15 protein-coding genes are annotated in these 16,369 nt (G+C 29.9%); 9 read left to right on the top strand and 6 right to left on the bottom strand.

Translation table 11 applies throughout. From position 1 onward, the window contains the following. Window positions 1-31 precede the first annotated feature (31 nt). The 3 genes from BA195_RS13050 to acs form a co-directional block, all read right to left on the bottom strand. Complete coding sequence (locus tag BA195_RS13050) at window positions 32-1,357, bottom strand: sigma-54-dependent transcriptional regulator (RefSeq protein WP_068706165.1); 1,326 nt, start codon at window positions 1,355-1,357, stop codon at window positions 32-34. After that, entirely contained in the window at window positions 1,357-2,460 is a 1,104-nt protein-coding gene (locus tag BA195_RS13045) for a sensor histidine kinase (protein ID WP_068706163.1), read from the bottom strand. The genes BA195_RS13050 and BA195_RS13045 overlap by 1 nt, the downstream gene beginning before the upstream one ends. Before the next feature lie 84 nt (window positions 2,461-2,544). Beyond that, window positions 2,545-4,452, bottom strand: a complete 1,908-nt coding sequence (gene acs / locus BA195_RS13040; protein WP_068706162.1) for an acetate--CoA ligase — start codon at window positions 4,450-4,452, stop codon at window positions 2,545-2,547. 322 nt (window positions 4,453-4,774) lie between these two features. Between acs and BA195_RS13035 the strand changes: the two genes are divergently transcribed. Continuing rightward, window positions 4,775-5,692 carry an AraC family transcriptional regulator N-terminal domain-containing protein gene (locus BA195_RS13035; protein WP_068706161.1) on the top strand — a complete coding sequence of 306 codons (918 nt, stop codon included), beginning with the start codon at window positions 4,775-4,777 and terminating at the stop codon, window positions 5,690-5,692. A gap of 21 nt (window positions 5,693-5,713) precedes the next feature. After that, the gene (locus BA195_RS13030; protein WP_068706159.1) at window positions 5,714-6,484 is read left to right on the top strand and encodes a sulfite exporter TauE/SafE family protein; all 771 of its coding nucleotides are present in this window, start codon (window positions 5,714-5,716) and stop codon (window positions 6,482-6,484) included. Window positions 6,485-6,538: 54 nt separating this feature from the next. Here the strand turns inward: BA195_RS13030 and BA195_RS13025 are convergent, their stop codons facing one another. Then, entirely contained in the window at window positions 6,539-7,009 is a 471-nt protein-coding gene (locus BA195_RS13025; protein WP_068706157.1) for a Dps family protein, read from the bottom strand. Window positions 7,010-7,123: 114 nt separating this feature from the next. Between BA195_RS13025 and BA195_RS13020 the strand changes: the two genes are divergently transcribed. Next, window positions 7,124-8,065 (top strand): hydrogen peroxide-inducible genes activator, encoded by a 942-nt coding sequence (locus BA195_RS13020; protein ID WP_068706155.1) that lies wholly within the window; start codon window positions 7,124-7,126, stop codon window positions 8,063-8,065. 39 nt (window positions 8,066-8,104) lie between these two features. On the opposite strand, the gene BA195_RS13015 is transcribed toward BA195_RS13020, so the two are convergent. Continuing rightward, a complete protein-coding gene (locus BA195_RS13015) occupies window positions 8,105-9,997 on the bottom strand; it encodes a SulP family inorganic anion transporter (RefSeq protein ID WP_068706153.1) in 1,893 nt (630 codons plus the stop codon). A 147-nt stretch (window positions 9,998-10,144) separates the two neighbouring features. On the opposite strand from BA195_RS13015, the gene pyrR reads away from it, so the two are divergent. Genes pyrR through BA195_RS12990 form a run of 5 tightly spaced genes read left to right on the top strand, consistent with a single transcriptional unit; the run spans window position 10,145 to window position 13,285 of the window. Continuing rightward, complete coding sequence (pyrR, locus tag BA195_RS13010; RefSeq protein ID WP_068706151.1) at window positions 10,145-10,699, top strand: bifunctional pyr operon transcriptional regulator/uracil phosphoribosyltransferase PyrR; 555 nt, start codon at window positions 10,145-10,147, stop codon at window positions 10,697-10,699. A 24-nt stretch (window positions 10,700-10,723) separates the two neighbouring features. Beyond that, complete coding sequence (locus BA195_RS13005; protein ID WP_068706149.1) at window positions 10,724-11,656, top strand: aspartate carbamoyltransferase catalytic subunit; 933 nt, start codon at window positions 10,724-10,726, stop codon at window positions 11,654-11,656. 1 nt (window position 11,657) lies between these two features. Further along, window positions 11,658-11,990, top strand: a complete 333-nt coding sequence (locus BA195_RS13000) for a hypothetical protein (RefSeq protein WP_068706147.1) — start codon at window positions 11,658-11,660, stop codon at window positions 11,988-11,990. Between the two features lie 32 nt (window positions 11,991-12,022). Continuing rightward, window positions 12,023-12,343, top strand: coding sequence for a T9SS type A sorting domain-containing protein (locus BA195_RS12995; RefSeq protein WP_068706145.1), 321 nt, complete (start codon window positions 12,023-12,025; stop codon window positions 12,341-12,343). Next, on the top strand, window positions 12,344-13,285 hold the full coding sequence (locus BA195_RS12990; protein ID WP_068706143.1) for a ribonuclease Z: 942 nt from the start codon (window positions 12,344-12,346) through the stop codon (window positions 13,283-13,285). It abuts the gene before it with no gap. Here the strand turns inward: BA195_RS12990 and BA195_RS12985 are convergent. Further along, window positions 13,282-13,644: a CoA-binding protein gene (locus BA195_RS12985; protein ID WP_068706141.1), complete on the bottom strand. Its 363-nt coding sequence runs from the start codon at window positions 13,642-13,644 to the stop codon at window positions 13,282-13,284. The genes BA195_RS12990 and BA195_RS12985 overlap by 4 nt on opposite strands. 96 nt (window positions 13,645-13,740) lie before the next feature. On the opposite strand from BA195_RS12985, the gene BA195_RS12980 reads away from it, so the two are divergent. Then, window positions 13,741-16,221, top strand: coding sequence for a TonB-dependent receptor (locus BA195_RS12980; RefSeq protein ID WP_068706139.1), 2,481 nt, complete (start codon window positions 13,741-13,743; stop codon window positions 16,219-16,221). Window positions 16,222-16,369 lie beyond the last annotated feature (148 nt).

Below are 16,369 nucleotides of genomic sequence, written 5' to 3'. Positions count from 1 at the left end.
TAATTACCCAATGGTGCATTTTTACCCGATTTTACTTTAAGCGCTCTCGAAGTGTTTTTCTATCAATTTTAAGAATTTCAGCAGCTTTAGTTTTATTATTATTTACAGCTGTTAAAACTTGAGTTATGTATTTTTTTTCAAACTCTTTTAAAGAGATTAGTTCTTGGGTTTTAGAAAAATTTATTTGATACTTTATATAATCAGGAAGATCGGATACTTCAACTGATTTATCACACATAATTACTGCTCGTTGAATTACATTTTCTAACTCTCTAATATTTCCAGGCCAATGATGCCTTTCTAATATTTTTACTGCTGCCGAATTTATTTTTAAGTATCGATCTTTATATTCTATCCCATATTTAAAAAGAAACTTTTCAATCAATAAAGGAATATCTGAAATTCGTTCAGCTAATGTTGGTATGTTTATTTGAACAACTGTTAATCGGTAATACAAATCTTCTCGAAACCTTCTTTTTTTCACCAATTCTTGTAAGTTAATATTGGTTGCAGCAATTACTCGAACATCAATTTTTTCTGCTTTTTGTGAACCTACTCTAACAACTTCTTTTTCTTGTAAAACCCTAAGTAAACGTAATTGTGTAGCTGTAGATGCATTTCCTATCTCATCTAAAAACAAGGTTCCTTTATTTGCTGCCTGAAAAAACCCCTCTCTATTTGATTCAGCTCCTGTAAAAGCTCCCTTTACATAACCAAATAATTCTGATTCTAATAAATTTTCTGGTATCGCTCCACAGTTTACAGCAATAAATGGTTGTGAAGAAAATTTACCCTGATAATGTATAGATCTTGCTACTAGTTCTTTACCTGTACCACTTTGTCCTGATATGAATACCGTAGCTTTATTATTTTTAAGCCTATCTATTACATCGGTAACTTTTTTCATTGCTTCTGATGAACCTATTAAATCTCCGTAAGAGTTTTTTTTAATATTTTTATTTACAGAAATACATTTTTGAGGCTTTAAATTATTTTTTAGCGATTTTAATATTGCTAATTTTAATTCATCTTTTGTAAATGGTTTGGTAATATAATCTACCGCACCTGATTTCATAACCTCTAATGCGCCATCGATAGAGGGAAAACCTGTAACTACTAATTTTGGAATGTTAGGAAAATGTTCTGAACTATATTTTATTAATTCTAACCCATCAACATCTGGCATTTGCAAATCTGTAATTAACAAATCAATCGTTTTACTTTGTAATATTTGCAGTGCTTCTTTTACCGATATAGCTTTGTATGTGTGATAATTTAACGATAGTAAATGACGTTGAATGAGTTCTAATATTTGAATATCATCGTCAACAATCAATATATTTTCTTTTTCTAACATTAACTCTTATTTTTTGGAAAATTAATTACAAAGGTTGTTCCTTTAGGAGTATTTTGTACATGTTTTATAGTTCCTTTATGACTTTTTACAATTCCATGAACAACACTTAATCCTAACCCAGAACCTTCTCCTATTGGTTTTGTTGTAAAAAAAGGGTTAAAAATACTTTCTGATGCACTTAAAGGAATTCCTACTCCTTCATCTGAAATTTTTAGTATTACACCTTCTTTTGTTTCTTCAATAACTGTTTTAATTTTTCCTTTTACTGGTGAAAAATAAATAGCATTGATAATTAAATTAAAAACAACTTGAGTTAACTGTATTTTATCTACTTTTAATTGAATGTTTTCTTTATTGAAAGATAATTCGTTTTCTATATTTTTTTTTCTAAAATTAGGGCTTAATAAACTTATGGCCTCTTTTATAATAGGCAAACAATTTACCACCTCCATTTGTTGTGGCATTTCGCAAGAAAAAAACATTAATTTTTTTACAACCTCTCTAGAATAAACAGCACTATTTACAACCTTATTTAAATCTTCTATAGCATCTTTATTATTTTCAAACCTTTCTTTTAAAAGTTCTGAAAACCCCAATATATTAGCTAAAGGTGTATTTAATTCATGTGCTATTCCTGCTGTAATTTCTCCTAAAATTGACAACCTATCTACTCGTTCAATTTGTCTTTTTGCTAAAATATTTTTTTCTTCTATTTGTTTTCGTTCAAATAAACCTCCTATTTCTACAGCTATTTTATTTAGTAATTGTTTTTCTTCTTCTAGAAAGAAGTTTTGAGAAAATTCTTCTTTTAAATATCCAATCTTTATTGACCCATAGATTTTATCAAAAACATTAATTTTTGAAATAATAAAAATAGTATCTAATTTTTTAGTTTCTGTAAAAAAAGTGTAATCGTTGGTTTCAATTTCAACAAAAGCAGTATCAGGGTAACGAACTGAAGCTTTAACACTTAAAGCGATTCCTTTTAATAGTTCGTGTATGTTTGTAAAATCGTTTTTTTGAATTAAAGAGCTAACATTATATAAACATGTTAGCTCTTTAATACGTTCTTTTAATTTATCTTCTGTTGTTATAACCTCCATTGTAGTTTTACTATTACAAGTAACTACAAATTTAATTCTAAAAAAATAAATCTTTCTTAAAAAACACCTAAATAGTCTTTTAGATTACAACCTATTATCAATAATATTTTGCACTACTTCAGGATTTAATAATGTAGATACATCTCCTAAATTATCTAATTCGTTGTGGGCAATTTTTCGTAAAATACGACGCATTATTTTTCCTGAACGTGTTTTTGGCAAGCCTATTGTAAATTGAATTTTATTCAATTTTGCAATTGGCCCAATATGTTCGGTAATTATTTGATTTATTTCTTTACGTAAATTATCGTGATCTCTACCTTCACCAACATCTTTTAAAATTACATACCCGTATAAAGCATTTCCTTTTACATCGTGTGGATACCCAACAATAGCACTTTCTGCTACCGCAGGATGTTCGTTTACAGCATCTTCAATAGGAGCAGTTCCTAAATTATGACCTGAAACGATAATCACATCATCTACTCGACCTGTAATTCTGTAATAACCAACCTCATCACGTAAAGCCCCATCACCTGTAAAATACATATTATCAAAAGCAGAAAAATAGGTTTCTTTATAGCGCTGATGATTTCCCCAAATGGTTCTTGCCATACTTGGCCAAGGATATTTTACACACAAACGTCCATCAACCTGATTTCCTTTTACCTCTTGTCCCTTTTCATCCATTAATGCCAATTGTACTCCTGGTAATGGTAAAGTTGCATAGGTTGGTTTTGTTGGGGTTATGTAAGGCATTGGTGAAATCATCATTCCTCCTGTTTCTGTTTGCCACCAAGTATCAACAATAGGGCTTTTCTTTTTACCTACATTATCGTTGTACCAGTGCCAAGCTTCTTCATTTATAGGTTCTCCTACGGTCCCTAAAACTTTTATTGATGATAAATCGTATTTATCTACAAAATCTAATTTTTCTTTAGCTAAAGCTCTTATAGCTGTTGGTGCTGTATAGAATTGATTTACTTTATGTTTTTCAACAATTTGCCAAAAACGTCCAAAATCAGGATAACTAGGCACACCTTCAAACATTACAGTTGTAGCGCCATTTGCTAATGGACCGTATACTATATAACTATGCCCTGTAATCCAACCAATATCTGCGGTACACCAATACACATCGTTTTCTTTATAATTAAATACATTTTTAAATGTATAAGCTGTGTAAATCATATAACCAGCAGTGGTGTGTACCATTCCTTTCGGACTACCAGTTGAACCAGATGTATATAAAATAAACAAAGGGTCTTCTGCATCCATTATTTCTGGTTCACAAATTTCAGAAGCTTCATCTAACAATGGTTGTAACCATTGGTCTCTACCTTCTTTCATTTTAATAGCCGTGTTAGTTCTTTTTGCTACCAAAACAGTTTCAATAGAATCGCAATTTTCTAATGCTTCATCTACAATTCCTTTTAAGTCTATTGTTTTCGCTCCGCGATAAGAACCATCTGAAGTTATTACAATTTTTGCTTCGCAATCGTTTATTCTTGTAGCTAAAGCGGTTGATGAAAAACCTGCAAAAACTACCGAGTGTACTGCTCCTATTCGTGCACATGCCAATACAGAAATAGCTAACTCAGGAATCATTGGTAAATAAATACAAACTCTATCTCCTTTTTTTATTCCATTATCTTTTAAAACATTTGCAAACTTACATACTCTTTTATGTAACTCTTTATAGGTAATATGTTGAGCAGCTTCATTAGGGTTATTAGGCTCAAATAATATTGCTGTTTTATCACCACGTATTCGTAAATGACGATCAATACAGTTTTCTGTTATATTTAACTTCGCTCCTTCGAACCATTTTATTTCTGGTTTTGAAAAATCATACTTTAAAACGCTATCCCATTTTTTTCGCCAAACAAAATGTTCTTCTGCTATTTCTTCCCAAAATAATTCAGGATTTCTTGCAGACTTTCTATATACTTGAAAATATTCTTCTAAATTTTTTACGTGGTAATTACTCATTTTATAACAGGTATAATTATATTCCTCTAATTTAACATTATTATATTAAAATTGTGTTTTTTTTCTACTTATAACAACATATAATAGCCAAAATACATTATATCCATAACAAATACCACATTACATCAAAAAAAAACTAACACCTAAAAAGGGTTAGTTTTTTTCTTTCAAAATAACAATTTAATTAAAGGGGGAAACCAATATTATCTTACAAACTAAACATTTAATTAACTATACCTTAAATATAACGTCTTTTTTTTAACATAAATGAAACAATATTATCAAATAATTGCACTATATTACTATTTGAAAAACAAAAACTATGATATCGTTAAACCACCAACATTTTAAAAGAAGAAAACTCTCAACACTAATCGAGAACAGAACAATGTATTCTTCAGAATATGCCGAGTTAAATGTTTTTGAAACTTTTGAAGCTACTAAAAGTGTGTTTTTAAACTTCGATTCTACTGTTATTGCCAGTATGTTAACAGGTAAAAAAACAATGCATTTTGAAAAGACAGATCCTTTTTACTTTACCCCTGGCGAATCTTTAGTTATTCCTGAAAATAACAGTATGCATATTGATTTCCCTGACGCCTCCTTACGCACCCCTACTTCTTGTTTAGGATTAGTTATTGATCAAAGTAAAATAAATGAGGTTGTTTATAATTTTAACGAAGATACTGTTATTGAAAGAGAAAATAATAACTGGGATTTTAAAAAAACTACCTCTCATTTAAATAATAATGAAGAATTAAATATTTTAATTAACAGATTAACCACAACATTTATTAATAACACAAAGTCTAAAGACGTTTTACTAGACTTAATGGTTCAAGAGTTAATAATACGATTACTACAAAGCAAAGCTCGTAAATTGATATTAAACAATGTAAATGAATTATTCAATGACACCAGAATAGGCTATGCTGTAAAGTATATTAAAGAAAACTTAACTAAAAATAATCTTACCTTAGATGAAGTTTCTGAAAAGGCTTGTATGAGTAAATCTCATTTTTTTAAAAAATTTAAAAATACTTTAGGTGTTACTCCTGTAGATTACATAAATTCCGAAAAAATTAAATTTGCAAAAAAGTTGATTAAAAATACTCCGCAAGAGAACATTTGTGACATTGCGTACAAAGCAGGATTTAATAGTGTTACTTATTTTAACCGACTTTTTAAAAAAAATGAACATTTAACACCTCAACAATTTAAGATATCTTTGAAAAGTTAATTATAATAACTAAAACGGTTAATGTTATTTATTGAAACTTTATTATTAAACTGGCATTTAATTTTGCTATTTTTTTTCATTGCTATATTATATTCTTCTGTTGGCTTTGGAGGTGGCTCAAGTTACCTAGCAGTACTAGCATTAACTGGTATTGTATATACTCAAATAAGATCTACAGCTTTAATTTGCAATATTGCTGTAGTTACTAGTAATGTGTTATTGTTTGAAAAAGAAAAGATAATTAACTGGAACAAAGTAGTTCCATTAACCTTGTTTAGCGTGCCTTTAGCTTTTTTAGGTGGCTTTTTAAGAATAAATCAAGCTATCTTTTTTATTCTTTTGGGTATTACATTATTAATAGCAGCAATAACCATGTGGTTATCTAAAACAATAACATCATTAAAACAAAATAAAAACAAAAAAGAACCATATAAAAACGGTATTTATGGTAGTTTAATTGGTTTTATATCGGGTATGGTTGGTATTGGTGGTGGTATTTTTCTTTCCCCTTTTTTACATTTAACAAATTGGGATACTCCTAAAAAAATTGCTGCTACTTCAAGTTTTTTTATTTTAGTAAATTCAGTTGCTGGTTTATTAGGACAAAGCTTTAACCCTAATTTTTCAATTAATTGGAACTTAACAGTCGTTCTTACAATTACTGTTTTCATTGGTGGAAAAATAGGTAATAAAATGAGTCATCAATTCTTAAGCCCAATTCAATTAAAAAAAGCAACTGCTATTTTAATAGCTTTTGTTAGTTTACGTATCTTAATTAAATATTTACTTTAAACAAAAAAAAGCAGCGTCTATGACGCTGCTCAGTTCCCCAAAATATGAACGATGTTAACTCAACCAAGCATTCATCATCCATAACATTTTTTCTTGTTCTGAAATAAAATCACTCATCATAGCGTTTGTCCCTTCATCACCTGCCTCATCAGAAAGCTCTAAAATAATGCGTTCTATTTTTAAAAGTTCGCTAACAGAGTTAACTATTAACGCAACCGCTTTTTCATCGTTAGAAACGTTTTTACCAATTTTTACTGTTGATAATTTTACGTAATCATCAAAAGTATGCAAAGGTGTTCCTTGCAAGGTTAAGATACGCTCTGCAATTAAATCTACTTTTTCTTGTGCATCTGTATAAAATTCTTCAAACTTGGTGTGAAGCTCAAAAAAATTTCTCCCTTTAATATTCCAATGTAAACCTCTAACATTTTGATAATACACTTGAAAATTAGCCAAAAGTGAATTTAATTCAATAATTAATTTTTCCGTATGACCTTTATCCAAACCTATAACTGATCTATTCATTTTTTATTGTTTTTAATTTAAATTATTTTCTACAACAAATTTACTTTTAAATAAGCTACTAAAACCATAAAAGATATTGATAGTTTTAATATCTTTATCAAAAAATTTGATACAATGACAATTACACAGTTAAAATATACGCTAGCTGTAGCTGAATATAAAAACTTTACAATTGCTGCCGAACATTGTTTTGTTACGCAACCTACCTTGAGTATGCAAATACAAAAATTAGAAGATGAATTGGAAGCGAAAATATTTAATCGTTCTAAAAAACCTATAGAATTAACTGAAGTTGGTAAAAAAATTATTGAACAAGCTAAAGTAATTGTTGATGAAAGTAATCGAATAATTGATATAGTTCACCAACAAAAAGGTTTTATAGGAGGAGAATTTAAACTTGGTATTATACCAACAGTTATGCCTACATTATTACCCATGTTTTTAAAAACTTTTAGTAAAAACTACCCTAAAGTTCAATTAATTATCGAAGAGTTAACTACTGATGAAATTATACGAAAATTAACAGATGGCCATATAGATGCCGCTTTAGCAGCTACACCTTTAGAAAACGAGGCCATAAAAGAACGTATTCTGTATTATGAACCTTTTGTTGGTTTAATACCTGACGAACATCGCTTATATAATGAGAAGAAAATTAAAATTGATGATTTAGAGGTCGATGATATTTTACTTTTAGAGGATGGTCATTGCTTTAAAAATAGTATTATTAATTTATGTAGAACAAATAAAAGAAACTCAACCCATCATTTTCAATTAGAAAGCGGAAGTTTTGACACACTTATAAAATTATCAAAAGACGGTTTAGGAATGACATTGTTGCCTTATTTAAATACCTTAGATTTAAATGAAAATGACAAACAACATTTAAGAGAGTTTGAAACACCTCCACCTGCTAGAGAAATTAGTTTAATACATCATAAATCGCAATTAAAAATGCAATTGATAGAAGCTTTAAAAAGCACAATAGATAGTGTTATTAGAGGTGCTATTGCTTTTAGTGATGTTGAAATAATTAGCCCCATAAACAAAACTTAATTCAATAAAAAATCCCGCAATTTGCGGGACTTTTTATTTTTAAAACTTATACTCTGACAAAGGCTTCGGAAAAGCCTCAGGGTTTTCAGCCAAATGATAACGAGGATCATCAACGTCAGCAATAATTACATCATAAAATTTATCGCTAGCTTTATACATTAATACCTTACAATCTTCACTTAAGTGTTTTAATTTTAATGTTTTCCCTGCTTTTTCATACTTCTCTACTAAAATAAACAATGCTTCTAAAGCCGAATGATCTGAAATCCTACTTTCTACAAAATCTATTTCTACATTTTGAGGGTCATTTTTAATATCAAACTTTTCATTAAATGTTGTAATGCTTCCAAAAAATAATGGCCCCCATATTTCATACACTTTCGTTCCGTCAGCCTTCATTCTCTTTCTAGCTCTAATTTTCTTAGCGCTTGTCCAAGCAAAAGATAAAGCCGAAATTATAACTCCTACAAAAACTGCAATTGCTAAATCGAAAAATACCGTAACTGCAGATACGATTACTAATACAAAAGCATCAGAAGCTGGAATTTTTTTCATAATTCTAAAACTAGACCAAGCAAAAGTTTCAATAACCATCATAAACATTACTCCTACTAAAGCAGCAATTGGTACTTGCTCAATATATTTATCTGCGAATAAAATAAAAGTTAATAAAGTTAACGACATCATTACTCCTGATAATCTTCCTCTACCTCCTGCATTAATGTTAATTACTGTTTGACCAATCATACCACAACCACCGGTTCCTCCAAAAACACCACTCACAATGTTTCCTGCACCTTGTGCCACACATTCTTTATTTCCGTTACCTCTGCTATCAGTTAACTCATCAACTAAATTCATCGTCATTAAAGTTTCAATTAAACCTACTGATGCTGCTAAAAATGCATAAGGAGCAATAAACTTTAAAGTATCTAAATTAAACGGAAGGTTGCTCCATAACTCTAATAAATTTAGTTTTTTAGAAATTTCATCAATTCCATTTAAACCAGCACCTCCACCATCTCTAATAAAATCTCCAACATTAATTGAATTTAAGCCACTAAATATAGATATTAATGTAACAATTAAAATAGCTGTTAATGCCGCAGGAACTTTTGTTGTTAATTTTGGTAATCCCCAAACAATTAACATCGTTAATAATACCAAGCCAATCATCGTATATAAAGTTGCTCCTTGCATTGTTGATTTTACAACTCCGCTATCTTTTACAGAGTAAAACCCTTCATCTGAAGCATTAAAAACAACTTTTTTTGTGGTTGCATCAAAAACTTGTCCGTCAGCAATTACATAAACATTTTCGTTTGTTGTTGCATTTTTAACTGAATTACCTTCAATTTTAAATAAAATAGTAGCAGTATTTATATCTTTTACTTGATTATTTTCTACATTATACACCAATTCTTTCGATTCGGTTTTACGCATATTTTGTCCAAAAAAATCTTTTTTATTTTCTGTAAACATCCCTAGCTGCGCCATAAATATAACGATCGCTAATCCGTTTACAAACCCCATCATTACTGGATGCGGAATTAAGCGTACAAATTTTCCTAATTTAAATAAACCTGCAAAAACCTGTATTACTCCCATTAAAACTACGGCTGCTAACAAATAAAAATAGCCCATATTTTCAACAGGTTGATCAAACAACAATCCTTTTGCATGCCCTTCTTGTATCATATTAACAAAAATTACTGCAACGGCTCCAGCCGCACCAGAAATAAGTCCTGGTCTACCTCCAAAAATTGCTGATATTATTCCTACTACAAACGCTCCAAACAATGCCACAATTGGACTAATTTGTGCCACAAAAGCAAAAGCTACAACTTCAGGAATCATTGCTAAAGAAACCGTTATACCTGCCAAGGTATCATCTTTAATGTTAAGTTTCTTATTTTTAATGTATTTCATCATAATATTACAAGGCTATTTTAAAAGTTTGCAAAGGTAAAGATATTTTTATTCATATAGTTTTATGTTTCTTTAACTTTAATTTTGTTAGCTGTTTTTTTTGCTTTATTTTTGAACGTTGAACTATCATACCAATTTTGATAGCAAAACATGAGCAGAAAAACACTACTTACTTCAAAAGAAATTGAAATCATTCTGCATCGATTAGCTTGTCAGTTAATCGAGAATCATAACGATTTTTCTAATACTGTTTTAATAGGATTGCAGCCTAGAGGCGCTTTTTTAGCAAAAAGATTGGCTAAATTGTTGACAGATGAATATCAAATTAAAAATTTACAATTAGGTTTATTAGACATTACTTTTTATCGTGATGATTTTAGAAGAAGAGACGAACCATTAGAAGCAACCTCTACCCAAATTGATTTTTTGATTGAAGGTAAAAAAGTGGTAATTATCGATGATGTACTATACTCAGGTAGAAGTGTACGAAGTGCTTTAACTGCAATTCAATCCTACGGACGACCTGAAAACATTGAGTTATTAGTATTAATAGATCGTCGATTTAGTCGTCACCTACCTATTCAACCTGATTATAGAGGTAGACAAGTAGATGCTATTAACGAAGAAAAAGTAATTGTTAATTGGCTAGAAACTCATAAAAAAGATACCATTTACCTAGAAACCAAGCCTACAAAGCTTGATTAGTTATGACTACAAAAACAAACTAAGATGAAGCAGTTAAGTGTTGAAAATTTATTAGGTATAAAATACCTTAACAAAACTGATTTAGAGCTTATCTTTGAAACTGCTTCTCATTTTAAAGAAGTAATAAACAGGCCTATTAAAAAGGTTCCTTCTCTTCGAGATATTACCATTGCAAACTTATTTTTTGAAAACAGTACTCGCACAAAGCTTTCTTTCGAATTGGCCGAAAAACGTTTATCTGCCGATGTTATTAATTTTTCTGCAGGACAATCATCTGTTAAAAAAGGAGAAACGTTAATTGATACGGTAAATAACATTCTATCAATGAAAGTTGATATTGTGGTAATGCGCCATGGAAGCGTTGGAGCTGGTATATTTTTATCAAACCATGTAGATGCAAAAATTATAAATGCTGGTGATGGTACCCATGAACATCCTACACAAGCATTACTTGATAGTTTTTCTATGCGTGAAGCTTTAAATAGTAATTTAAAAGGCAAAAAAATTGTGATTATTGGTGATGTTTTACACTCACGTGTAGCTTTATCAAATATATTTGCTTTGCAATTACAAGGTGCCGAGGTTAAAGTTTGTGGACCTACTACTTTAATTCCAAGATACATTTCTAGCTTAGGCGTTGAAGTTGAAACCAACTTAAAAAAAGCTTTAGAATGGTGTGATGTAGCCAATGTTTTACGCGTGCAACATGAACGTATGGATATTAAGTATTTCCCATCAACAAGAGAGTACACACAACTTTTTGGAATAAATAAAGAGCTGCTAGACAATCTTAATAAAGATATTGTAATAATGCACCCTGGCCCTATAAATCGTGGTGTTGAATTAACAAGTGATGTTGCTGATAGTAGCCAATCTATTATTTTAAATCAAGTAGAAAATGGAGTCGCGGTACGTATGGCAGTAATCTACTTATTAGCACAACAAATAAAAAGATAATATGAAAATTGAAGAAAAATCGAACTATGTACTAATAAGTTCTGAAGCAAATAATTTTTCTGATTTTTTTTTAAATTTTGAAAAAGAACATGTTAACTATAATAAAAAACACCTTGTAGTTAAAATTTCAGAGAATTTTAACTACTCTAAACAAAATATTTTATTATTTTTGGATTACGCTCATGAACATCAAAAAAATGGTACATCTTTTGTTATTGTTTTAAAAGATGTAAATATTGATGATTTTCCTGAAAATTTAAACATTGTCCCAACCTTAGTTGAAGCTCAAGATGTTATCGAAATGGAAAATATTCAGCGTGATTTAGGTTTTTAACCTAATATTTATTATCCCCTAAATGAATACATATGGTAAAAAAAATACTTTTTTTCTTTTTATTAACAGTAACACTATCTAATTTCTCTCAACAAAAATCTATAGATAAATTAGTTGCATCTCCAAACCCTTTTACCAACAACACGACCATTTTTGTAAACTCAAAAATGAATCAAACAATAATTTTAACTGTTAGAAATGTACTTGGCAAAACAGTATATTCTAAAAAAATTAAGGTTGTTAATGGTAAAAATAAAATTCCTTTTGATCGTAATGATTTAAAATCTGGAATGTACATATACGCCGTACAAAGTAATAAAGAAGTAATTTCTAAACGTTTTGTAATACGATAAATGAGTTTAACCGTAACTGTTTTAGGTTGTCATTCTGCTACTCCAAGAGTAAACGCACACCCAACATCTCAATATTTAGAAATTAATAATCGTCATTTTTTAATTGATTGTGGTGAAGGTACACAACGGCAAATGCGTAAATACAAAGTTGGTTTTTCTAAAATAAACCACATTTTTATTTCTCATTTACATGGCGATCATTTTTTTGGTTTAATTGGTTTAATTTCAACTTTCGGTATTTTAAATCGAGAAAAAGAATTGCATATTTATGGCCCAAAAGGAATTAAAGAAGTTACTACGTTACAATTAAAATTATCAAAATCGTGGACAAAATACCACATTATTTTTCATGAATTAACCTCAAATGAAAGTGAGTTAATTTTTGAAGATGACAACGTATCGGTATACACCATACCTTTAGATCATAGAGTTTATACCAACGGTTATTTATTTAAAGAAAAAGAAAAGCCAAGAAAACTACATATTGGTAAAATTGAAGAACACAAAGAAATTGACACTTGTGACTTTAACAATATTAAAGCAGGTAAAGATTTTGTTTTATCTAACGGAGCTATAATTCCTAATTCACAATTAACATTAGATCCTCCCAAGCCAAAAAGCTATGCTTTTTGTAGTGATACTGCATACAAGCCAGATATTGTTCCTATTATTAACAATGTAGACCTTTTATATCATGAAGCTACCTTTTTAAAAAATAGAGAAGATTTATGTGAGCGAACAAAACATGCTACTGCCGAACAAGCTGCTTCTATAGCTAATCAAGCAAACGTTGGTAAATTAATTATCGGTCATTATTCTAGTAGATATTCTAATATTGAAGATTTTAAAAAAGAGGCACAAACTATATTTAAAAATGTAGAATTAGCAGAAGCAGGTAAAAAACACACCGCCAATTCCACTCCTACATTTGTTTTAAGTTAATACTGGTTGGTTGATAATAAAACTAGCGTACAAGCTACTTCGCTCTCTATTCCATTCTCTTTTAAAAGCGCATAAAACTCATCGCTTTCTGTTCCAGGGTTAAAAATTACTCTTTTAGGCTTTAATGAAATTATATATTCATAGTATTCCTTTTGACGCTCGGCATTTAAATATAACGTTACTGTATCAATATGTTTAAAAGGTACTTTTTCTGTTTCAATAACGGTATTTAACACCACTCCTTTTCTTAAGCCTATTGCTAGAGTTTTTACACCTTTATCAGTCAATCTTTTAATCACAATATTTGAATATCTCGTAGGGTTTAATGAAGCTCCTATAACTAAAGTATCTTTTTTCATAATTGTTAATAATACGTTAAACTGTGTTAATTAAGGTAACAAAAGTCACATTTTGTTAGTCTATTAAACATCAAAACAATCGAAAAAACAAACAAAATGAAAAAAATACTATTATTACTTTTAACGGTTTTTAGTGTAAATTTATTTGCTCAAATGCCTAAAAGTATTTTACCCAAACCAGGGATTGTTTCTGGTAAAATAATCGATCAAACAACAAAAGAACCTTTGCCTTATGTAAATATAATCATAAAAGATGCTGCTAATAAAATTTTAACAGGAGGAATTACAAATGACAACGGTATTTTTGCAATAAAAAACATTCCTGAAGGAAAAAGCATTCTTGAAATTCAATTTATTGGTTATAAAACAATTTCGAAATCAATTACTATTAATAACAAAAACAGAAAAATTGATTTAGGAACCATCGCTTTAAGTGAAGACAGCACTACACTTGATGAAGTAGAAATTAGAGCAGAAACATCTACCGTAACACAAAAAGTAGACAGAAAAGTTATCAATGTTGGTAAAGATTTAACCTCAGCAGGTACAACTGCTTCAGAATTACTAAACAACGTACAATCTGTAAGTGTTGATAGCCAAACAGGTGGCATTAGCTTAAGAGGAAACGATAATGTTCGTGTACTTGTTGATGGCAAACCTACTAACATGAGTGCAGCACAATTGTTAAAACAAATTCCTTCTTCATCAATAAAAAGTATTGAGTTAATTACAAATCCGTCAGCAAAATACAATCCTGAAGGGATGAGTGGAATTATTAATATCATTTTAAATAAAAATGCTAATATGGGCTTTAATGGTTCTGTTGATTTAGGAGTTACCGCCGATCATTACACTCGCTTTAATGGATCAACCAATATGAATTATAAAACAGGAAAAGTAAACTTTTTTGGTAATTATGGTTACAATACAGGTGATAATTTAAACTACGGTTATGTAGTAAGACCAGAAAATAATAATGAACAAAATTTTAGAAGTGTAAATACAAACACCTCTCATTTAGCAAAAATTGGTGCCGACATTTACCTAAACGATAAAAACACATTATCGCTTTATACTACTCAAAATTGGTTTACAGGCGGCGGAACCTCAAGAGCTAATATTTTTGAAAACAACACCCTTACTTCTGATGCACCTAACACACAAAATATAGAAGGAGGTTCTAGCGCTTACAACCTTAATTATAAAATAGATTTTAAAAAGGAAGGTCACAATTTAGAATTTGAAACTACTTATTCAACAAACGATTCGCCTGAAAACTCAATGAATAAAGATTTAGTAAACACAAACTCTAAGTTATTAAACTACTTTAACACTATTAAAAACAATAGAAATAATACATTAATAAATATTGATTATACCAACCCAATTTCTGAAAAAGGAAAACTAGAGCTAGGTGTAGAATATAGGGTTAATAATACTGATAACGATAATTTAACCGATCAAGAACAAAACACTTATTTAAGAGATAATAATGGTAATTTAATTCTTGACAACAATAATAACCCACAAATGACAGGTACAGAAAGGGTTGGTAACTCATCTTTTACCTATGACAGAAAAATATATTCAGGTTATATAAATTACGGACACAACTTCGGAAAAGTAACCATGCAACTAGGAGCTCGTTTAGAGCAATATAAAATTGATGGAACTTTTAATTTAGAAAACAAAACTCCTGCAAAAGTTACCGATGGTATTTTTTCTATTTATCCATCTGCTTTTTTCACCTATAATCCTTCTGAAAAAAATCAATTTCAATTAAGTTATAGCCGTAGAGTTGACAGACCAGGAATAGGGCAAGTAAACCCAATTAGACAATGGAGTACGCCTTTAATCACTTCAATAGGAAATGAAAATTTAGTACCACAATTCACCAATTCTTTAGAGTTTAATTATACCCGTAAAATAAAAGGAGGTTCGTTATCTTTTGGTACTTTTTACCGTAAAATTAACGATGCTATTTCACGTGTTACTTACAAAGACCCTACTGACCCGAATGAAGTTCGTCAAATATTATCATTTGCTAATTTTGATGACACTGACTCATACGGATTGGAATTCTCGGCAAACTATAAAGTAAACAACTGGTGGCGATTGAACTCTAGTATGGATTTTTATTCGCAAAAACAATTTGGAACTGCCGATTTAAGCAACCCTAATGCTGCAAGAATAGCAGTACAAAACGAGACATTTAACGCTCGCATTAGTAACAACTTTAAAGCCACTAAAAACTTACGCTTTCAATTATTTGCAATGTATCGTGGGCCTAGAGAAGATATTCAATGGGATGTAAAAGAAATGTGGATGATTAATACCGGAGCTAGTTTAACTGTTTTAGGCGGAAAAGGTACCGTAAACTTAAGAGTTAATGATATTTTTAACGGAATGAAATTTGGTTTTGATTCTACCAGACCTTACAAACAAAGCGGACAATTTAACTGGGAAAGTCAAACCACTTATATAGGTTTTAATTACAGATTTGGCGGCGGTAAAAACAGAGCAAAAGCAAGACGTCAAAGAGATAATAACGAAAAACAAGGCGGCGGAATGTTTTAGCCTTAAAATGATGCATAAAAAAAATCCGAAGTAATAACTTCGGATTTTTTTTCTATATTATTTTTTATTTGAAGCTATTTCCCGCTTTTCGCACTCGCTCTTTTTTTGAAAAAAACAAAAAAAGGAGCTCAAACAATTGCTCCAATCG

The organism is Tenacibaculum soleae (assembly GCF_001693415.1).
GTDB classification, from domain to species: Bacteria; Bacteroidota; Bacteroidia; order Flavobacteriales; family Flavobacteriaceae; genus Polaribacter; species Polaribacter soleae.
The sequence above is the reverse complement of the archived record's forward strand: the minus strand, read 5'-3'. Positions and strand labels throughout refer to the sequence as shown.